Below are 18,650 nucleotides of genomic sequence, written 5' to 3' on the forward strand. Positions count from 1 at the left end.
CGGGAAAGCTAGGCAGTGATGCCCTGCAGAAGCTTGGGCACGTCGCCGCTTTCGCCGCGGGCCTCGGCCATGAACCAGTCCTTGAGCGGCGGCAGCTTGTCGACCGCGGACAGCCCGAAGCGGCGGACGGCGCTGGCGGCCTTGCCGGGGATGCCAAACAGCCGGGTGAGCCCGTCGGTGGCGGCGGCGACCATGAAGGTGTCGAGCCCGCGCCAGCGCTGGTAGCGCGCGAGCAGCTGCGGATCGCCCATGTCGAGGCCGAGCCTCTTTCCATCCACCAGCACCTCGACCAGCGTGGCGACGTCGCGGAAGCCGACATTGACGCCCTGGCCGGCGATGGGGTGGATGCCGTGCGCGGCGTCGCCGACCAGCGCCAGCCGGTCGCTGGTGATCCAGGCAGCGTGGTGGAAGCCCAAGGGGTGGCTGAAGCGCGCGGTGAGCGGGCCGAGCTTGCCGAGGAACCCACCCATCCGCTTCTCGGCCTCGGCCAAATAGGCGCGCTCGGAGATCTTCATCATGCCGGCGGCATCGCGGGCGTTGACCGTCCACACCACCGCCGAGCGATGGCCGTTCTCGTCATCGAGCAGCGGCAGGATCGCGAACGGTCCCTCGGGATAGAAGATCTCGAAGGCGATATTCTCATGGCTGCGTGCATGGCCGAGCGTGGCGACCATGGCGGCATGATCATAGCTCCAGCGCGCGGTGCTGAGGCTGGCGGCTTCGCGGGTGGGCGAGTTGCGGCCCTCGGCACCGATCAGCAACTGGGCGTGGACCGTCGTGCCGTCGCTGAGCTGGGCGGTGACGCCGAATTCGTGGCGTTCCACGTGGAAAGCCCGGGTCTGCATGCGGACATCCGCCAACGGCGCGGCGACCGCGGCTTCGTAGAGCGCGGTGCGCAGGATTCGGTTCTCGAACATATGGCCGAGCGCGCCATCGCCTTCGCCCGGAGCGAAATCGAGCTTGCCGGGCGCCAGCCCGTCCGAGACGCGGATGCCCTGGATCGGGCAGCCCTTGCCGGCCAGCCGCCCGGCGACACCGATCGCTTCGAACATGCGCATCGGCGCGCTGGCGATCGCAGAGGCGCGGCCGTCATGCTTCGCTGCAAGGATCGTCGCCGGATCGGCGGGATCGATGACGATCGAGGAAATGCCATGCGCATCGAGCGCGGTAGCCAGCGCCGAGCCGACCAGCCCGCCGCCGAGAATGAGGACATCTGCGCTATCCATGGGAGTGCCGTAGCGCCTGTCTCATCGTTCGTCATCCCCGCGCAGGCGGGGATCCAGCGTAACAGAGCGACGTCCTTCGTGACTCTGTATCCCCGCCTGCGCGGGGATGACGAATAAGGTGGTGCGGCGGGCCCGGATCCATAGGAACGTGCGGGGAACGCTTGACGGCGGAGTCCCGGCAGGCGATTAACCGGGTTGCACCCCCTGAAATTCTGGAGGCTGGGCCATGGCGTCCCGGGCACAGGCGCCGATTTGGCGCGAAACAATGAAGGCCGGCGCGCGCCGCAGCGGCGCGGTGATCGGCGGAGCAGCCCTGTTTCTGGGCGTGCTGGCGCTCGGCGTCGCGCTGGGCAGCTATCAGCCGACCGATCCGTCCTGGAATACCGCCGCGGCAGGCCCCGCGCGCAACTGGATGGGCGAGCCCGGCGCATGGACCTCTGACTTCCTCTATGCGCTGTTCGGCCCCGCGGTGTGGCTGTTCCTGCCCGTCGGGCTGATCGTCGCCTTTCGCCTGCTCAAGGACCGGCCGACCGGCAATTGGGCGACGATGCTGCGCGGGGTGGGGATCGGCGTGATCTTCGCCGCCACCGCGCTTGCCTTCTTCTCGACCGACGCGGTGCTCTCGCTCGCCGGCGGCTGGGGCGGCATCATCGGGCTCAGCATTGCCGGGCTATTCAACTGGGCGATCGGCTTTGCCGGCGATCCGGGCGTGAGCTGGTGGGCGGGACGCGGGCCAGGGCTGGTCTGCGGCCTGATCGGCCTGTTTATCTGGTGGCGCAGCCTCGACTTCACGTTGCCCGAGCGTGCCATCCGCATGCCCAGCATCCCGAGCCTGAAGGGGCCGGGCAAGACCCAGCTACTGGGCGCGCCCGAGCCGCGCGAAGCGCGTGAGCGCGAGGTGGCGGAGCCGAAGATCCGCGAGGGCCGCGAGCCGCGCAAGACGGTGGTGCCCGACAATCGCCCCGGCCCGGTGATCGCCGACCGCATGATCGCGCCATCGCCGGCGCGGACCAAGCCGCCGGCTCAGACCAGCCTCGACTTCAAGGACAGCTACCAGCTGCCCCCGATCGACCTGTTGAAGGCGCCGCCGGTCAACAAGAATGCCGGGATCGACAAGGCCGCGCTGGAGCGCAACGCCCGGCTGCTCGAAAGCGTGCTCGACGATTTCAATGTCAAGGGGCAGATCGTCGAGGTCCGGCCCGGCCCGGTCGTCACCATGTACGAGCTCGAGCCCGCCGCCGGCATCAAGGCGAGCCGGGTGATCCAGCTCGCCGACGACGTGGCGCGCAACATGTCCGCCACATCGGCGCGCATCGCGACGATTCCGGGGCGCAGCGTGATCGGCATCGAGCTGCCCAATGCGGTACGCGAGCCGGTCAACCTCCACGAACTGATCGCCAGCCAGGCCTTCGAGGACCAGGGCGCGACGCTGCCGCTGGTGCTGGGCAAGAATATCGGCGGCGATCCCGTCATCGCCGATCTGGCGCCGATGCCGCATCTGCTCGTCGCCGGCACCACCGGCTCGGGCAAGTCGGTCGGCCTCAACTCGATGATCCTGTCGCTGCTCTACCGGCTGACGCCCGAGCAGTGCCGGATGATCATGATCGATCCCAAGATGCTCGAGCTGAGCATGTACAAGGACATCCCCCACCTCCTTGCCGATGTGGTGACCGAGCCGGCCAAGGCGGTGCGCGCGCTCAAATGGGCGGTCGAGCAGATGGAGGACCGCTACCGGATGATGGCGCATGCCAATGTCCGCAGCCTCGCCTCGTTCAACGACAAGGTGCGCCAGGCCAAGGCCAAGGGCCAGAAGCTCGGCCGCAAGGTCCAGGTCGGCTATGATCCCGACAGCGGCAAGCCGATCTACGAGGAAGAAGCGCTCGACCTGCAGCCACTGCCGCAGATCGTGGTGATCGTCGACGAGCTCGCCGACCTGATGATGACCGCGGGCAAGGAAGTGGAGTTCCTGATCCAGCGGCTGGCGCAAAAGGCGCGCGCGGCGGGCATCCATCTTATCATGGCGACGCAGCGCCCCTCGGTCGACGTCATCACCGGCGTGATCAAGGCGAACTTGCCGACCCGCCTCTCCTTCTACGTCGCCAGCAAGATCGATTCGCGCACCATCCTGGGCGAGCAGGGCGCCGAGCAGCTGCTCGGCAAGGGCGACATGCTCTATATGCCCGGCGGCAAGCAGCTCGTCCGCGTGCACGGCCCGTTCGTCAGCGACGATGAAGTGCAGGCGGTCGCCGATTTCTGGCGCAGCCAGGGGACGCCCGACTATATCACGGCGGTCACCGAGGAGCCCGAGGATGGCGGGTTCAGCCTCGACGGCGCACCCGAGGGCGACGATTCGCCGGAGGACCAGCTCTATCGCCGTGCGATCCAGTTGGTGGCGGAGAGCCAGAAGGCTTCCACCTCGTGGCTGCAGCGCCAGTTGCGCGTCGGGTACAACTCCGCCGCGCGCCTGGTGGAGCGGATGGAGAAGGACGAGCTGGTCTCGCGTCCCGACCATGTCGGCCGCCGCGAAGTGTTGATGGATACCGACGGGCGCCAGCTCTAGAGGATCGAATCACAGGCTCTACGGGTTCAGGAGGCATTCAAGCCCCTGCCCCCAGGGGCATTCCCCCGCAATCTGGAGAATGACACGTGTTTGCACGGCCCCTCGCCTTCAGCCTCGCGCTCGCCGCGCCCGGGCTGGTCTCGGCCGCCGACCCCGCGAATGCGCTCGTACAGGTGCAGCAGCATCTTGCCGGCGTGACGTCGATGACCGCCGGCTTCGCGCAGACCGACCGCAATGGCCGCACGCTCACCGGCACGATGACGCTGAAGCGTCCCGGCAAGATCCGCTTCCAATATCAGAAGGGCGTGCCCCAGCTGATCGTAGCGGACGGAAGCAGCCTCTATTTCATCGATTATCAGGTGCGCCAGGTCGATCGCTGGCCGATCGGCAACTCGCCGCTGGCGGTGCTGCTCAATCCGAAGAAGGACATCACCAGGTTCGCCAAGCTGGTGCCGACGGGCAATCCCCAGCTGGTCTCGATCGAGGTCCATGACAACGACCATCCCGAATATGGCCGGATCACGATGATCTTCCAGAAGAACGGCGCAGCACCGGGCGGGCTGATGCTCCAGGGCTGGGTGGCGCTGGATTCGCAGAATAATCGCACCACCATCCGGCTGTCGAACCAGCAGTTCAACGCGCCGGTGAGCGACGGGGCGTTCCGCTGGAACGATCCAAGGAAGCAGGGGCCGCGCTAAGCTGAACACCGTTCATGCTGGCGACAGGAAGCGGCGCCTAGAACCTGTCTTGCGGATGTGAGGGCGTACCCGGGATTTTCCCCCTGTTGCTCGGGATCTTCACACCCCGCCTGCGTGACGAACGCTAGGTCGGCCCTCGTTCCAATGCCCCCGGAGCGAGGGCCTTTCCTTGTCCGGTGCCGAGGCACTGGCAGAGTTGGCAAACACCTCCTAAATCCGGCGCGATGAAGATCGCCTCCTGGAACATCAACTCCGTCCGCTTCCGCATCGAGATCGTCGAGCAGTTCCTGCGCGAAGAGGCTCCCGATGTGCTGTGCCTGCAGGAAACCAAGGTTATCGACGGGGACTTCCCCGAAGGGGCCTTCCGCGCGATGGGCTATGACTACATCATCAAGCACGGCCAGCGCATGCACCACGGCGTGGCGATCATCGCCCGCGTGCCGGTGGTGGAGGACGACCGGTTCGACTGGCAGGCCAATGGCGAGGCGCGGCATGTCGGCGTGCGGTTGCCGAACGGCGTGCGGCTCGAGAATGTCTACGTCCCTGCCGGCGGCGATATCCCCAACCGCGAGCTGAACCCCAAGTTCGGCCAGAAGCTCGATTTCCTCGAGCGGATGATCGGCTGGTCGCAGGGGCTCGACGTCCCCTCGATCCTGACCGGCGATTTCAACGTCGCGCCGCTGGAGAGCGATGTGTGGAGCCACAAGCAACTGCTCGACGTGGTCAGCCATACGCCGATCGAAGTCGAGACGCTCGCCCGGCTCCAGGCGGCGAACGACTGGGTCGATCTCGGCCGGCATTTCGTGCCGGCGCCGGCACGCTATTACAGCTGGTGGAGTTACCGGGCGAAGGACTGGGCGGCATCGGACCGCGGCCGCCGGCTTGATCATATGTGGGCGAGCCCGGATGTGGCGGAGAAGGCAGTGGCGCATAAGGTATGCGAGCCGTGCCGCTCATGGCTCAAGCCTTCCGATCATGTGCCGCTGATCACCGAGTTCGCCTTTTGAGCGCGCACGCCGCCGCCCGCGCGGTCGATGCGCTGCGCCGCGGCTGGCCCGTGGCGATCGGAGACCTCGCATTGCTGGCGGTGGAGACGGCCGATGCGAAGCGGCTGGAGGCGTTCGACCAAGGCGGCCAGGCGGACCTGCTGCTTTCCGCCGGGCGCGCGGCGACGTTGAAGCTCGCGAACCAGCGCGATGCCGCCACGCCCGACGCGCCCGTGCTGGTCGAACGCGCGCCCTGGCTCGATTTCGATACCGCGACGGCGCTGGCCGACCCGCAGTTCGACTTGGCGACGCCCTTGAAGGGGCCGTTCCGGGCGATCCCCCTGGTCGAGCGCGAGCTGGCCGCCGCCGCATTGCGCCTGGCCCGGGTCGCGGGGCTGCTGCCGGCCTTCTTCGTCCGCGCCGCCGCGGGCGAGGAGACGATCACCCCGGCCGATATCGACGCACATGAGGACGCGGATCGCCTGCGCATCGTCGCCCGGGCGCATCTGCCGGTTGCCGATGCCGAGGACAGCGAGATCGTCGCCTTCCGCACGGACGAGATGCCCGGCGAGCATGTCGCGCTGCTGATCGGCGAGCCGGGCGGCAATCCGCCGCTCGTCCGCCTGCACAGCGAATGCCTGACCGGCGACGTGCTCGGCAGCCTCAAATGCGATTGCGGGCCGCAGCTCCAGGCGGCGATCCGCGAGATCCGGGCGAGCGGCTGGGGAATCCTGCTCTATCTGCGCCAGGAAGGGCGCGGTATCGGGCTGATCAACAAGCTGCGCGCCTATGCGCTGCAGGACCAGGGCTTCGACACGGTCGACGCAAATACCCGACTCGGCTTCGCGGTCGATGCGCGCAACTTCGCGACCGCCGCCAAGATGCTGTCGCTGCTCGGCCAGCGCCAGGTGCGGCTGCTGACCAACAATCCGGACAAGGTGGCGGCGCTGGAAGCGGCGGGGATCAAGGTCGCCGAGCGCGTGCCGCACCTCCTGCCGCCCAATCCGCATAACGAGCGCTATCTCGCCACCAAGCGCGATCGCACCGGGCACCAGTTCTGAGGTACTTTCTCGACACCGAGTTCAACGGTTTCGGCGGGGCGCTGATCTCGCTGGCTTTGGTGCCGGAGGATGGCGGGCTGCCCTTCTATGCAGCGCTGCGCTGCGCCGATCCCACGGACTGGGTGGCGGAGCATATCCTGCCGGCGCTGGGCGCGTCGCCGATCAGCCGCGAGGCGATGGGGCGCGCCTTTGCGGACTATCTCGGCGACGATCCCGATCCGCTGCTAGTCGCCGACTGGCCGGAGGACATCGCGCATGCCGCAACGCTGCTGATCGCGGCACCGGGACGGCGCCATCCGATCGACCGGATCCGCTTCGAGCTATGCGACGCCTTTGGCTTCGACAGCGCGGCGCTGAGCAAGCGGCCGCACAATGCGCTGAGCGACGCCATGGCGTTACGGGATTATCTGCTCGCCCGGGAGGCGAAGGGGTTTTAGGCGACCAGCCGCTGAACCTCGTCGAAGTCATGCGCGATCAGCCTGACGCCCAGCGCACGCAGTCGCTCGGCATGATCGGGCGCGCAATGCGATCCAGCGCACAGGCCGATCACATCGGCGCCGGATGCCACCGCGCCGGTGACGCCCACCGGCGAATCCTCAAGGATCACGCAGCGCTCGATCGGCACGCCCAGGGCCGCCGCGGCGTGGAGATACAGGTCCGGTGCCGGCTTGCCGCGCGTCACATGCTCGCGGCCGCTATAGATATGGTCGCCGAACGCCGCCCGGATGCCGAGATGCTCGAGATGGCGGCTGATCCATTGGGTCGAGCTCGACGAGGTGATCGCCCGGGGCAGAGATGCCGGCAGTTCCTCGACGAAGCGGATCGCGCCGGCCACCGCCGGCAGGCCCTCGGCCAGCACGCGCGCGTCCTCTTCGGCGCGAATCGCATGGAAGTCGTCGGGGATCGCGCGGCCGATCCATTTCTCGACGGCACCGAGAAAGTCGGCGCCGGCCAGGCCCATGAAGTTCGCCATCGAATCTTCGGGACTTGTCGGGTGGCCGATGCTCGTCAGGTACGCGGCGATCTGCCGGTTGCCGGCCGCTTCGCTCTCCAGCAGGACGCCATCGAAATCGAACAGGATCGCATCGTACTTCATGCGCGGGTTCCAAAAAGTGCAGTGCCGACGCGGACATGCGTCGCGCCGATCGTGACGGCGGTCTCGAAATCGCCCGACATGCCCATCGAGAGGCCGGTCAGTCCGTGATCGCGGGCGATCTTGGAGAGCAGCGCGAAATAAGGCGCCGGCTCAAGTTCGAAGGGCGGGACGCACATCAGGCCCTGCACGGGCAAATCGGCGGCGCGCGCCTCGGCAAGCAAGGCGGGCAGATCGGCGACGGAGCAGCCGCCTTTCTGGTCCTCGTCGCCGATATTGACCTGGAGGAAGCAGGCGGGGCGCTTGCCGGCCTTGTCCATCGCCTTGGCGAGTGCGCCCACCAGCGCGGGGCGATCGACCGAATGGATCGCGTCGAACAGCGCTACGGCCTCGTCCGCCTTGTTCGACTGGAGCTGGCCGACCAGGTGGAGCGCGATGCCGGGAGTCGTCTCGCGCAACTTCGGCCACTTCGCCTCGGCCTCCTGCACGCGGTTCTCGCCGAACACGCGCTGCCCGGCATCGATCAGCGGCTGGATCGTCTCGGCATCCTGCGTCTTGGAGATGGCGATAAGCGTGATGCTGTCGGGTTCGCGGTCGGCGATCTTCGCGGCACGCACGATTCGGGCGCGCACATCGGCAAGGCGCTGGCTGGCTTCGTCTATCGGCATGACCCGCGCTATAGGCAGGGCGATGTGCCGCCGCCACCCCCTCCCGCGCCTTTGGCTGATGACCGACGAACGCATGGGGGAGGCCCTGTGGGACGCTCTGGCGCGGCTGCCGCGTGGCAGCGGCGTGGTGTTCCGGCATTATGGTCTGCCAGCTGTGGAACGGCGGGCGCTGTTCGCCAGGGTGCTGCGGATTGCCAAGCGGCGACGGCTGGTGCTGGTCCGGGCGGGTGCGGAGCGGATGCGCGGCGAAGCGGGAGCGCATGGCCGCCGATCGCGGGGCCTGCATACCGCGCCGGCGCACAATCGCCGCGAAGCCGTCGCGGCGTTGCGCGCAGGTGCCGATGCGCTGTTCGTCTCGCCCGCCTTCCCTACCCGCTCGCATCCCGGTGCACGGGCGCTGGGCCGCGCAAGATTCGGGTTATTGGTGCGCGGACTCGAGGTGCCGGTGATCGCGCTGGGCGCAATGGATGCAGCCAAGGCCAGAAGCCTCAGGCAGTTCGGGATTCACGGCTGGGCGGCGATAGATGCCTGGGCCAGAGCTTAGGGATTTAGGCCTTAGATCCCGGCCTCCGCCGACGTGGCGGCTCCGCCGTCAGAAGCGGAAGGCAGTGCCCACATAGACTGCCTGGCTCTCGCGACGGCTCTCGTTGAGCTTGGGCAGGCGATCATCCTCGCTGCGATAGCGCACGCCGGCAGTCACATCGAGGTTGCGGGTCAGCGAATAGCTGCCGCCGACATCGATCGAGTAGCTCGGCTTGTCGCCGATCAGCACCGGGGTGTTGGCCAGCGGACGATCGGCAGTGGCGCTGACCCGGCCGCTCACGCGCTTGCCCGTGTAGCTCACGCCGATATCGGCGCGCTCACGGCTGCCCGGCTGATCGACCAGCTCGACGCGGGTCACGTCGCCCGAAACGGCGAGACGCTTCCAGCCGACCGAGAGACCGAGATTATAGGAGATCGGCGCGAGATTGACCGGTGCCGCCGAAGCGACTTCGCGCGCCACGTCGCGGCTGCGCGTGGCACGGCTCGAGCTGGCGCGGACCGCTACCGTGACGCCGCGGGCATTGCCGCGCGATTCGGACGGGGTGAAACGGAAGGCCCCTTCGGGCAGGCCCGAACGGGCGAGCACGGCGGCGAGCTTGGGATCCGCTGCGGCAGGGGTGAAGGTACCGATGTCACCGCGGGCCGGCAGCGCCGCGCGCTTGGCAACGGCCGCACGCTCGTTCTTGCTGGTCTGGGCCTGAATCGAAGGCGCGAGCAGGAGACCGGCAGCGCAGAGCGCCCCCAGTGCAATTCCTGTCCTCACGTGCCCGACTCGCATCAGCATGTTCCCCTAGATAATTTGCCCTACCATGATTCAGAACCGAGGTTCCACCGGTGGTACAAATTTCGTCACGGTGTTGCCCAAGACCCACAGAATCCGGTTTTTGCCGGCTTAACCAGACTGTCTCAACGCGCGAAACGCGTCGCGGCTTCCCGCCTTGCTCCCGCCACATGAGCCCCTATAGATGCTCCGGACTTTTTTTCCTGGTAGGAATGTGACGATGAACCGCCTGTTGCGCACCGCGATCCTGGGGTCGCTCGCTCTTTCGATGGCCGCGTGCGGCGGCCACAACAAGCGGCCCGAGGCCGATCTCGCCGCGTCCAAGGTGACCACGATCGGCGTGAATTCCTATCTGTGGCGCGCCAGCCTCGATACGCTGAGCTTCATGCCCCTGCTCCAGACCGATTCGAACGGCGGCGTGATCGTTACCGACTGGTATGTGAATCCGAATGTCCAGACCGAGCGGATGAAGGTGACCGTGACGATCCTCGACCAGGATCTGCGCGCCGATGCGCTGCGCGTGGCCGCGCTTCGCGAAGTCAACCGCAGCGGCGCCTGGGTTGCAGCACCGGTCCAGGCCGCGACGGTGCAGAAGCTCGAGGACATCATCCTCACCCGCGCCCGTGACCTCCGCCGCGCCGCGGTTGCCACCAAGTAATTCATAATGGCGGTTCCTGCCTGCTCTCCCGCCCGGCGAAGCAGGCCGGCATCGCGAGAGAATAGCAGGAAATGATTTGTCTCGCTTCAACCCGTTGAAGGCGGATGCGACGTGGCAGAAGGTGTGGGAAGAGAACCGCACTTTCGCCGCGCGTGACGATTCGCCCAGGCCCAAGAGCTTCGTCCTGGAGATGTTCCCGTATCCGTCGGGGCGCATCCATATGGGCCATGTCCGCAACTACACGATGGGCGACGTGCTTGCGCGCTTTCGGCGGATGAAGGGCATGGAAGTGCTCCACCCGATGGGCTGGGATGCGTTCGGCATGCCGGCCGAGAATGCCGCGATGGAGAAGAAGGTCCATCCGGGCAGCTGGACCCGCGCCAATATCGCGACGATGAAGGCGCAGCTGAAGCGGCTGGGCTTCGCGCTCGACTGGACCCGCGAGCTCGCCACCTGCGAGCCCGATTATTACGGCCACGAACAGGCGATCTTCCTCGATTTCTTCGAGAGCGGGCTGGTTTACCGCAAGGAATCGGCAGTCAACTGGGATCCGGTCGACATGACCGTGCTCGCCAATGAGCAGGTGATAGACGGCCGCGGCTGGCGCTCCGGCGCCCTGGTCGAGCGGCGCAAGCTGAGCCAGTGGTTTCTCAAGATCACCGCGTTCGCCGACGACCTGCTGGAGGGCGTGCGTGGGCTCGAGCATTGGCCGGACAAGGTCAAGCTGATGCAGGAGAACTGGATCGGCAAGTCGGAAGGCCTGCAGTTCCACTGGACGCTTTCGGACGGCGAATCGCTCGAAGTTTACACGACTCGGCCGGACACGATCTTCGGCGCGAGCTTCATCGCGGTGGCGGCGGACCATCCGATCGCGCAGAAACTGGCCGCTTCGAACCCGGAAGTTGGCGCGTTCATCGAGCGGTGCAAGCAGGGCGGCACCACCGCGGCCGAGCTGGAGACGCAGGAGAAGCTGGGCTTCGACACCGGCCTCACCGCGACGCATCCCTTTGATAACGCTTGGCAAGTACCGGTCTACATCGCCAATTTCGTGCTGATGGACTATGGCACCGGCGCGGTGTTCGGCGTGCCGGCACACGACCAGCGCGACTTCGAGTTCGCGAGCAAATATCGGCTTCCGATCCGTCGCGTCGTCTCCGAAGGCGACAAGACCGAGTCCGCATTCCACGATGCGGAGGCCTATACCGGCCCGGGCACGCTGGTGAACTCGCACTTCCTCGACGGGATGGATGTCGCCGATGCCAAGCGCGCGGTGATCGCCCGCGCCGGGGAAGGCGGCTGGGGCAAGGGCCAGACGGTGTGGCGCCTGCGCGACTGGGGCGTCAGCCGCCAGCGCTATTGGGGCACGCCGATCCCGATCATCCATTGCGAGAGCTGCGGCGTCGTGGGCGCTCCCCGCGAGTCGCTGCCGATCGTGCTGCCCGAGGACGTGTCGTTCGACATTCCCGGCAATCCGCTCGACCGGCACCCGACCTGGAAGCATGTCGACTGCCCCAAATGCGGCGCACCCGCACGGCGCGAGACCGACACGCTCGACACCTTTGTCGATTCCTCCTGGTATTTCATCCGCTTCGCCAGCCAGCCCATGGACAAGCCGTTCGACAAGTCGGTGGCCGAGCAATGGCTGCCGGTCGGCCAGTATATCGGCGGCGTCGAGCATGCGATCCTGCATCTGCTCTATGCGCGCTTCTTCACCCGCGCGCTGCGCCATATCGGCAAGCTCGACGTGGCCGAGCCGTTCCAGGGCCTGTTCACCCAGGGCATGGTGACGCACGAGACCTACAAGTCGCTCGACGGCCGCTGGCTCTCCCCGCAGGAGATCCGCAAGGACAGCGCCGGCGCAGTGGAGCTCTCCTCGGGAGACGTGATCGAGATCGGCCGCATCGAGAAGATGTCCAAGTCGAAGAAGAACACCGTCGACCCCGAGCCGATCGTCGACCAGTATGGCGCCGATGCGGTGCGTTGGTTCATGCTCTCCGACAGCCCGCCCGAGCGCGACCTGGAGTGGAGCGAGAACGGCATCGAAGGCGCCTGGCGCTTCGTGAATCGGCTCTGGAGGCTGTTCGACAGCCTTTCGGACGCGGAAGTTGGCACCGGAGAGGACGCCAAGGAAGATCGGGACCTCGACAAGCGCCTGCACCGTACGATCGCCGGTGTGGCCGAGGATGTCGAGGCGCTGACCTTCAACAAGTCCGTGGCAAAGCTCTACGAACTCGTGGGGGCCATCGAGAAGGCGCAACCTTCGGCGTCCAGGACGTCTGCAATCCGCACCCTCGCCCGCATCGTCGCGCCGATGGTGCCGCATATCGCCGAGGAAGCCTGGGCCGGGATGGGCAATACCGGCCTGATCGCCGACGCCGAATGGCCCGAGGTGGACCCTGCCCTGCTCGTCGACGATGAAGTGACGATCGCCGTGCAGGTGAATGGCAAGCTGCGCGATACGCTGTTAATGCCGAAGGGCGCGGCCAAGGATTTGGTCGAGGCCGCGGCACTTGCCAGCGAGAAGATCGTTCGAGCGCTCGAAGGCAACCAACCAAAGAAGGTGATCGTCGTGCCCGATCGTCTGGTGAATATCGTCGCATGAAGCGTGTAGCGCTCCTCGCCGCCGCTGCCCTGGCAGTTTCCGGGACCCTGTCGGGCTGCGGCCTGCGCCCGCTCTATGGCGGCGGGCCGGACGGCGCGGTGCGCTCCACCCTCGCCGCGATCGAAGTCGCCCCGATCCAGGGCCAGTCGGGCTGGCTGGTCTCCAATGCGCTCAAGGACCGCCTCGATCATGGCGGCACGGCGCGCTTCCGGCTCGACGTGCAACTCGATGACCAGATTTCGGGCCTGGGCGTGCGGCGCGACGACTCGGTGACACGTGAGCGGCGCATCCTGCGCGCACGCTATCAGCTGGTCGATCTCAGCAACGGCAATGTCGTGCTCGACGCCACCGCCGGCTCCGATGCCGGTATCGACGTGGTCGGCAGCGAATACGCCACGATCGCAGCCGAGAAGACGGCGCTCGAGCGGCTTTCCGGCATCGTCGCCGACCAGATCGTCGCGCGCGTCGCCCGCTATGCGCAGACCGCGCCCGCGGCGGGCGGCCAGTGAAGGCCAACGCGACGCAGATCCGCGCCGCGATCGAGAAGCCCAAGCCCGAGACGCGGCTCTATCTGTTCCACGGCCCCGACGAAGCCGGCGCCGCCGATCTGGCCACGAAGCTCGGCCAGGCGTTGGGTCCCGATGCCGAGCGCGTCGATCTCGACATGAAGGCCCTGCGCGAACAGCCTGGACGGTTGGCCGACGAAGCCGCATCGATGTCGCTGTTCGGCGGCACTCGCTTTATCCGGCTGCTCGGGGCCGAGGAAGGCGCGGCCGAGGCGATCGGGCTGCTGCTCACCGCCGAGCGGGCCGGCAATCCGGTGGTGGCGATCGGCCCCGGCCTCAAGGCGAGCGGCAAGCTGGTCAAGTCGGTGATCGCCGCGCAGAACGCCTATGCCCATGCCTGCTACGTGCCCGAAGGCATGGACGCGACGCGCTTGGCGGCGAATGTCGCGCGTGAGCACGGCCTGCGCCTGATGGGCGACCTGCCCCAGCGGCTGGCATCGGCCTGCGCCGGCGACCGCGCGATCCTGGCCCGAGAGATCGAGAAGCTGGCTTTGTACCTCGATGCCGCCCCGGAGCGGCCCAAGGACGCCGATGGCGCGGCACTCGATGCGATCGGTGCCGACCTGGGCGATTCGGACCTGAGCGACGCGATCGGCGCGGTGGTCGATGGGCGGGTGCGCGATATCGGCACCGAGCTTGCCCGGCTGGGCGAAGGCATCGGTGTGCCGCTAATGCGCCAGCTCGCCCGCCGGCTGCAGGGCATGGCGGACATGCGGATCGATCTCGACCGCGGCGGCGATCTCGAAGAAGTGCTTGAAAAACATCGCGTTTTCTTCCGGGAAAAGGCCGCGACCGGCCGCGCGCTGCGCCGCTGGAACGGCGTGCAGCTGGCCCGCGCGATCGACCGGGTACGCGAGGCCGAGCGGGCGCTGATGCATTCGGGCAGCGCCGGCGAAGTGCTGGCCGATGCCGAGGCGGTGACGATCGCCCGCCAGGCGGCGCGGGCGAAGGGTTAGCCATTTCCCGTCATCCCCGCGAAGGCGGGGGAAGACGGATTAAGGTGCATGCGCGTGGTACGAGATCCCGGCTTTCACCGGGATCGCGGCATTACCGTCAGATTCGCTCGCCGGTGAGCCGCTGGCAGACCATGTCGAGCTGGTCGAGGGTCGAATAGGTGAGCGTCAACGTGCCCCCCTTGGCGCTGTGCGCGATCTTGATGTTGAGGCCAAGGACGTCGCCGAGCTGCGATTCGAGCGCCATGATATCCGCATCGCGGATCTTGGGATCGCTGCCCTTGCGCTTGGCATTCGGCTTGGCGTGGCGCGCCAGCTTCTCCGTCTCGCGCACCGACAGCCCCTTGCTCGCGACCTCGCGCGCGAGCTTCTCCGCCTCGGGCGCACCGATCAGCGCGCGGGCATGGCCCATGTCGATATCGCCGAGCACGACCATCGTACGCACGCCCTCGGGCAGATCGAGCAGGCGGAGCAGATTGGCGATATGGCTGCGCGACTTGTGGACGAGTTTGCCCAGCGCTTCCTGGCTGTGGCCGAACTCGCGGATCAGCCGGGCATAGGCCTCGGCCTCTTCGATCGCATTGAGGTCCTGGCGCTGGATATTCTCCACCAGCGCGATTTCCATCGTCTCGGTATCGTCGAAGTCGCGAACGATTACCGGGACTTCGTGCAATCGGGCGCGTTGCGCCGCGCGCCAGCGGCGCTCGCCGGCGACGATCTGGTAATTATGGCCGAAGGGGCGAACGACGATCGGCTGGATCAGCCCGCGCTGCTTGAGCGACTGGGCCAGCTCTTCGAGCGCCTCCTCGTCGAAATGGCGGCGCGGCTGGTCCGGATGCGGTACCAGCGAACTGACCGGCAGCATGCGCAGGCCCGAATTCGCCTCGGGCGTGCCCGAGACCGGCGCTTCGGGGACATTGTCGCCAAGCAGCGAGGAGAGCCCGCGGCCAAGGCCGGGGCGTGGCTTGCGGGATGCTTCGGTCATGCGGCTTTCTTGAGCTTGGGCAGGCGATCGATCACTTCGCGGGCAAGGGCGATATAGGCCTCGGAGCCGGGGCAGCGATGATCGTAGATCAGGGCCGGCAGGCCGTGGCTTGGCGCTTCGGAAAGGCGGACGTTGCGCGGGATCACCGTGTCGAACACGACGCGGCCGAGCACGGCGCGGACATCGTCCGAAACCTGGTCGGTAAGCCGGTTGCGGCGATCGTACATGGTGAGCACCACGCCGAGGATCGACAGGCCGGGGTTGAAGCGGCTGCGGATACGCTCGACCGTATTGAGCAGTTGGCCCAGGCCTTCGAGCGCGAAGAACTCGCACTGGAGCGGCACGAGCAGCGCATGCGCGGCGACCATCGCGTTGACCGTCAGCAGGCCGAGCGAGGGCGGGCAATCGATCAGGATCACGTCCCAGCGCTGCGCATGATGGCGCGCGATCGCCGCGTCGAGCCGGTGGGTGCGCGCCTCAAACTCGATCAGCTCGATTTCGGCGCCCGACAGATCCTGCGTCGCGGGGACGATATCCAGGCCCGGCACCTTGGTGGGCGAGGCGACATCGACCAGGTCGACATCGGTGACGAGCAGATCGTAGCTCGAATGCTCGCGCTCGGCGCGGCTGATGCCGAGGCCGGTCGAGGCATTGCCCTGGGGATCAAGGTCGATCAGCAGCACACGCTGGCCGGTCGCGGCGAGCGCGGTGCCGACATTGATCGCCGTGGTGGTCTTGCCCACCCCACCCTTCTGATTGGCGATAGCGATGACGATCATCTCGGGCGTACCTTTCGCGCGACCACGATACCTGATTCAGGCGAGGTGATGCTTGGTTCCACGTGAAACACACCCTGCCATTTCGTACGCGCGGCTTCTACCTCCGAATGCGCGCTGCGGCCCTTGGGAAGCAACCAGATTGTGGACGATTCTGTGCAATGGGTTGTGGATTTGAACAAATCGGGCAGCGAGGCGACGGCGCGGGCAGAGACGATCGAGGCTTTATGCCTCGGCTTGTAGCCCTCGATCTTGCCATGCTCGACGGTGGCGCGATCGCCGATGCCGAGCTTCTCGACGGCGGTTCGAAGGAATTCAACCCGGCGGATTCGCGGCTCGACCATCACCACCGGGCGATCGATCAGCAGCGCAACGACAAGCCCGGGCATTCCAGCGCCGGTGCCGACATCGACCCACGCACCTTCTCCCGAGTCGGCTGCAAGCGGGATCAGCTGTGCGGAATCGACGAAATGGCGGGTCCACAGTTCATCAAACGATGCCGCGGAGATCAGGTTCTGCCGCACCGATTCTTCGCGCAGGATCGCCTCGAACCGCTGTAGCTGCGTTTCACGTGAAACATTGAAATGTGCACGGATCCAATCGCGTGCTTCGTCTTCGGTCATGCCGCGCGTCGTCTCGCGTGAAGGAGGATGGCGGACAGCGCCGCCGGAGTGATACCACGAATGCGCGCGGCTGCACCGATTGTCTCAGGGCGCGAGGCAGTGAGCTTCTCGACCATCTCGTTGGAGAGGCCGGCGATCGCGGCGAAATCCATGCCCGCGGGCAGCTTCACGGCGTCATTGCTGCGCAGCTGGGCGACTTCGGCTTCCTGGCGCTCCAGATAGGGGGCGTAACGGGCATCCTCGATATACTCGGCGAGCAGGGCAGGATCGGCGTCCGGATGGACGTCGAGATGCTCCAGCTCGATACCAGGGAAACGCAGCCAGTCGCGCGCCGGCCGGCGGGCGCCGTCCCGGGCGACCGGGGCACCACGGCTGCCAAGCGCACTGGCAGTGCGCTCGGTGGCGAAGATCCGGTCGAGCTCCGCCCTTCCTTCCTCCCGGGCGCGAAGCCAGGCCAAGCGTTCCGGGCCGAGGCAGCCCAGGGCCGCAGCGATCGGGCCAAGGCGGGTGCCGGCATTGTCCGCACGCAGGCGCAGGCGGAACTCGGCGCGGGCGGTGAGCATCCGGTACGGCTCGGTAACGCCCTGCAGGACGAGATCGTCCACCATGACGCCAAGATAGGAAGTCGCTCGGTCGAGAGTCAGGGGGACAAGGTCACAAGCATGGGCAGCGGCGCTGAGGCCGGCGACGAGCCCCTGCCCCGCCGCTTCCTCATAGCCGGTAGTGCCGTTGATCTGCCCAGCGCACCACAGGCCCGGGATAGCGGGCAGGCCCAGCGTGGCGTCGAGTGCCCGCGGGTCGATATGGTCATACTCGACGGCATAGCCAGGCGTGACGATCACCGCCTGCTCCAGGCCCGGGATCGAGGTCACCATCGACACCTGTACATCGACCGGCAGCGAGGTCGACATGCCGTTCGGATAGATCAGATGCGTGTCGAGGCCCTCGGGCTCGAGGAAGATCTGGTGGCCGTCGCGGTCGCCGAAGCGGTGGATCTTGTCCTCGATCGACGGGCAATAGCGTGGACCCTGCGCGTCGATCGCGCCGGTGAACAAAGGCGAGCGGTCTAGGCCCGAGCGGATCGCGTCGTGCGTGGCGTGGGTGGTCCGGGTGACACCGCAATGGAGCTGGGGGAGGACGCGGGCAGCAGTGAGGGGCGACATCGTCCAGGGGTCGCGGTCCGAGGGTTGCTCCTCGATCCGTGCCCAGTCGACCGTGCGGCCATCGAGGCGCGGCGGGGTGCCGGTCTTCAACCGGGCCATGGGAAGGTCGAGCGCGCGTAGCTGTTCGGCCAAGCGGATCGCGGAGCCCTCGCCTACCCGCCCGCCGGTCTCGCGCTCCTCGCCGCGGAAGATGCGGCCGCCGAGGAAGGTGCCGGTGGCGAGGACCACTGCGCGGCAATTCAGCGACGTGCCATCGGCCAGACGGACGCCGGCGACCTTGCCGCCCTCCAACTCCAGCGCTTCTGCCTCACCCGCTACAAGGTAGAGATCGGGCTGCTCGGCCAGCATCTTCTGGATCGCCGCGGCATAGCGAACCCGGTCGGCCTGGACGCGCGGGCCCTGGACGGCGGTGCCCTTGGAGCGGTTGAGCATACGGTAATGGATGCCCGCGGCATCGGTGGCGCGGCCCATCAGGCCGTCGAACGCATCGACTTCGCGGACGAGATGGCCCTTGCCAAGACCGCCGATCGCCGGGTTGCACGACATCGCCCCCAGCTTCGTCAAATCGAAGCTGAGCAGCGCCGTGCGCGCGCCGCGGCGGGCCGAAGCGGCGGCCGCTTCGGTGCCGGCGTGGCCGCCGCCGATGACGATGACGTCGAAATCCATTGTCCGCGCGCTACAGAATCGCGCGCCGCGCGTCAAAACCGT

The 18,650-nt window shown here is 67.1% G+C and carries 18 protein-coding genes; 10 read left to right on the top strand and 8 right to left on the bottom strand.

What is annotated here, in order from left to right:
- Positions 1-8 precede the first annotated feature (8 nt).
- Entirely contained in the window at positions 9-1,226 is a 1,218-nt protein-coding gene (locus AC1RPL_RS16100) for a UbiH/UbiF/VisC/COQ6 family ubiquinone biosynthesis hydroxylase (protein ID WP_493070580.1), read from the bottom strand.
- A 226-nt stretch (positions 1,227-1,452) separates the two neighbouring features.
- On the opposite strand from AC1RPL_RS16100, the gene AC1RPL_RS16105 reads away from it, so the two are divergent.
- The 5 genes from AC1RPL_RS16105 (at position 1,453) to AC1RPL_RS16125 (ending at position 6,968) form a co-directional block, all read left to right on the top strand.
- Entirely contained in the window at positions 1,453-3,786 is a 2,334-nt protein-coding gene (locus AC1RPL_RS16105) for a DNA translocase FtsK (protein WP_493070582.1), read from the top strand.
- Positions 3,787-3,872: 86 nt separating this feature from the next.
- Positions 3,873-4,484 (top strand): LolA family protein, encoded by a 612-nt coding sequence (locus AC1RPL_RS16110; RefSeq protein WP_493070584.1) that lies wholly within the window; start codon positions 3,873-3,875, stop codon positions 4,482-4,484.
- 224 nt (positions 4,485-4,708) lie between these two features.
- A complete protein-coding gene (locus AC1RPL_RS16115) occupies positions 4,709-5,491 on the top strand; it encodes an exodeoxyribonuclease III (RefSeq protein ID WP_493070585.1) in 783 nt (260 codons plus the stop codon).
- Positions 5,440-6,531, top strand: coding sequence for a GTP cyclohydrolase II (gene ribA, locus AC1RPL_RS16120; protein ID WP_493070587.1), 1,092 nt, complete (start codon positions 5,440-5,442; stop codon positions 6,529-6,531). The genes AC1RPL_RS16115 and ribA overlap by 52 nt, the downstream gene beginning before the upstream one ends.
- A gap of 59 nt (positions 6,532-6,590) precedes the next feature.
- Positions 6,591-6,968, top strand: a complete 378-nt coding sequence (locus AC1RPL_RS16125) for a hypothetical protein (protein ID WP_493070944.1) — start codon at positions 6,591-6,593, stop codon at positions 6,966-6,968.
- On the opposite strand, the gene AC1RPL_RS16130 is transcribed toward AC1RPL_RS16125, so the two are convergent.
- Positions 6,965-7,627: an HAD family hydrolase gene (locus AC1RPL_RS16130; protein WP_493070589.1), complete on the bottom strand. Its 663-nt coding sequence runs from the start codon at positions 7,625-7,627 to the stop codon at positions 6,965-6,967. The genes AC1RPL_RS16125 and AC1RPL_RS16130 overlap by 4 nt on opposite strands.
- Positions 7,624-8,292: a YggS family pyridoxal phosphate-dependent enzyme gene (locus AC1RPL_RS16135; RefSeq protein ID WP_493070591.1), complete on the bottom strand. Its 669-nt coding sequence runs from the start codon at positions 8,290-8,292 to the stop codon at positions 7,624-7,626. The genes AC1RPL_RS16130 and AC1RPL_RS16135 overlap by 4 nt, the downstream gene beginning before the upstream one ends.
- Positions 8,293-8,350: 58 nt before the next feature.
- On the opposite strand from AC1RPL_RS16135, the gene AC1RPL_RS16140 reads away from it, so the two are divergent.
- Positions 8,351-8,836 carry a thiamine phosphate synthase gene (locus AC1RPL_RS16140; RefSeq protein ID WP_493070593.1) on the top strand — a complete coding sequence of 162 codons (486 nt, stop codon included), beginning with the start codon at positions 8,351-8,353 and terminating at the stop codon, positions 8,834-8,836.
- Between the two features lie 48 nt (positions 8,837-8,884).
- Here AC1RPL_RS16140 and AC1RPL_RS16145 read toward each other — a convergent pair whose 3' ends face one another.
- Positions 8,885-9,598, bottom strand: coding sequence for a hypothetical protein (locus tag AC1RPL_RS16145; protein ID WP_493070595.1), 714 nt, complete (start codon positions 9,596-9,598; stop codon positions 8,885-8,887).
- A 238-nt stretch (positions 9,599-9,836) separates the two neighbouring features.
- Between AC1RPL_RS16145 and AC1RPL_RS16150 the strand changes: the two genes are divergently transcribed.
- The 4 genes from AC1RPL_RS16150 to holA all read left to right on the top strand — a co-directional run bounded on the left by AC1RPL_RS16150 (position 9,837) and on the right by holA (position 14,398).
- The gene (locus tag AC1RPL_RS16150; protein WP_493070597.1) at positions 9,837-10,274 is read left to right on the top strand and encodes a DUF3576 domain-containing protein; all 438 of its coding nucleotides are present in this window, start codon (positions 9,837-9,839) and stop codon (positions 10,272-10,274) included.
- Between the two features lie 76 nt (positions 10,275-10,350).
- Positions 10,351-12,876 carry a leucine--tRNA ligase gene (gene leuS, locus AC1RPL_RS16155; RefSeq protein ID WP_493070599.1) on the top strand — a complete coding sequence of 842 codons (2,526 nt, stop codon included), beginning with the start codon at positions 10,351-10,353 and terminating at the stop codon, positions 12,874-12,876.
- A complete protein-coding gene (lptE, locus tag AC1RPL_RS16160) occupies positions 12,873-13,385 on the top strand; it encodes an LPS assembly lipoprotein LptE (protein WP_493070601.1) in 513 nt (170 codons plus the stop codon). Before leuS ends, lptE begins: the two co-directional genes overlap by 4 nt.
- Positions 13,382-14,398: a DNA polymerase III subunit delta gene (gene holA / locus AC1RPL_RS16165; protein ID WP_493070602.1), complete on the top strand. Its 1,017-nt coding sequence runs from the start codon at positions 13,382-13,384 to the stop codon at positions 14,396-14,398. Before lptE ends, holA begins: the two co-directional genes overlap by 4 nt.
- A 97-nt stretch (positions 14,399-14,495) precedes the next feature.
- On the opposite strand, the gene AC1RPL_RS16170 is transcribed toward holA, so the two are convergent.
- The 4 genes from AC1RPL_RS16170 to mnmG are packed head-to-tail and all read right to left on the bottom strand — an operon-like array spanning position 14,496 to position 18,608.
- A complete protein-coding gene (locus tag AC1RPL_RS16170) occupies positions 14,496-15,380 on the bottom strand; it encodes a ParB/RepB/Spo0J family partition protein (RefSeq protein WP_493070603.1) in 885 nt (294 codons plus the stop codon).
- Entirely contained in the window at positions 15,377-16,159 is a 783-nt protein-coding gene (locus AC1RPL_RS16175; RefSeq protein WP_493070605.1) for a ParA family protein, read from the bottom strand. Before AC1RPL_RS16175 ends, AC1RPL_RS16170 begins: the two co-directional genes overlap by 4 nt.
- Positions 16,156-16,779 carry a 16S rRNA (guanine(527)-N(7))-methyltransferase RsmG gene (gene rsmG / locus AC1RPL_RS16180; protein WP_493070607.1) on the bottom strand — a complete coding sequence of 208 codons (624 nt, stop codon included), beginning with the start codon at positions 16,777-16,779 and terminating at the stop codon, positions 16,156-16,158. The genes AC1RPL_RS16175 and rsmG overlap by 4 nt, the downstream gene beginning before the upstream one ends.
- Positions 16,776-18,608 (bottom strand): tRNA uridine-5-carboxymethylaminomethyl(34) synthesis enzyme MnmG, encoded by a 1,833-nt coding sequence (gene mnmG, locus AC1RPL_RS16185; protein WP_493070609.1) that lies wholly within the window; start codon positions 18,606-18,608, stop codon positions 16,776-16,778. Before mnmG ends, rsmG begins: the two co-directional genes overlap by 4 nt.
- Positions 18,609-18,650 lie beyond the last annotated feature (42 nt).

Source organism: Sphingomonas sp. GW821-FHT12D09 (assembly GCF_058807215.1).

Excerpts from the sequence above, each read along its gene's own strand:
- AC1RPL_RS16100 (WP_493070580.1), bottom strand. The coding sequence starts at position 1,226 with ATGGATAGCGCAGATGTCCTCATTCTCGGCGGCGGGCTGGTCGGCTCG.
- AC1RPL_RS16105 (WP_493070582.1), top strand. The coding sequence starts at position 1,453 with ATGGCGTCCCGGGCACAGGCGCCGATTTGGCGCGAAACAATGAAGGCC.
- AC1RPL_RS16115 (WP_493070585.1), top strand. The coding sequence starts at position 4,709 with ATGAAGATCGCCTCCTGGAACATCAACTCCGTCCGCTTCCGCATCGAG.
- ribA (WP_493070587.1), top strand. The coding sequence starts at position 5,440 with ATGGCTCAAGCCTTCCGATCATGTGCCGCTGATCACCGAGTTCGCCTT.
- AC1RPL_RS16130 (WP_493070589.1), bottom strand. The coding sequence starts at position 7,627 with ATGAAGTACGATGCGATCCTGTTCGATTTCGATGGCGTCCTGCTGGAG.
- AC1RPL_RS16135 (WP_493070591.1), bottom strand. The coding sequence starts at position 8,292 with ATGCCGATAGACGAAGCCAGCCAGCGCCTTGCCGATGTGCGCGCCCGA.
- AC1RPL_RS16140 (WP_493070593.1), top strand. The coding sequence starts at position 8,351 with ATGACCGACGAACGCATGGGGGAGGCCCTGTGGGACGCTCTGGCGCGG.
- AC1RPL_RS16150 (WP_493070597.1), top strand. The coding sequence starts at position 9,837 with ATGAACCGCCTGTTGCGCACCGCGATCCTGGGGTCGCTCGCTCTTTCG.
- lptE (WP_493070601.1), top strand. The coding sequence starts at position 12,873 with ATGAAGCGTGTAGCGCTCCTCGCCGCCGCTGCCCTGGCAGTTTCCGGG.
- AC1RPL_RS16170 (WP_493070603.1), bottom strand. The coding sequence starts at position 15,380 with ATGACCGAAGCATCCCGCAAGCCACGCCCCGGCCTTGGCCGCGGGCTC.
- AC1RPL_RS16175 (WP_493070605.1), bottom strand. The coding sequence starts at position 16,159 with ATGATCGTCATCGCTATCGCCAATCAGAAGGGTGGGGTGGGCAAGACC.
- rsmG (WP_493070607.1), bottom strand. The coding sequence starts at position 16,779 with ATGACCGAAGACGAAGCACGCGATTGGATCCGTGCACATTTCAATGTT.
- mnmG (WP_493070609.1), bottom strand. The coding sequence starts at position 18,608 with ATGGATTTCGACGTCATCGTCATCGGCGGCGGCCACGCCGGCACCGAA.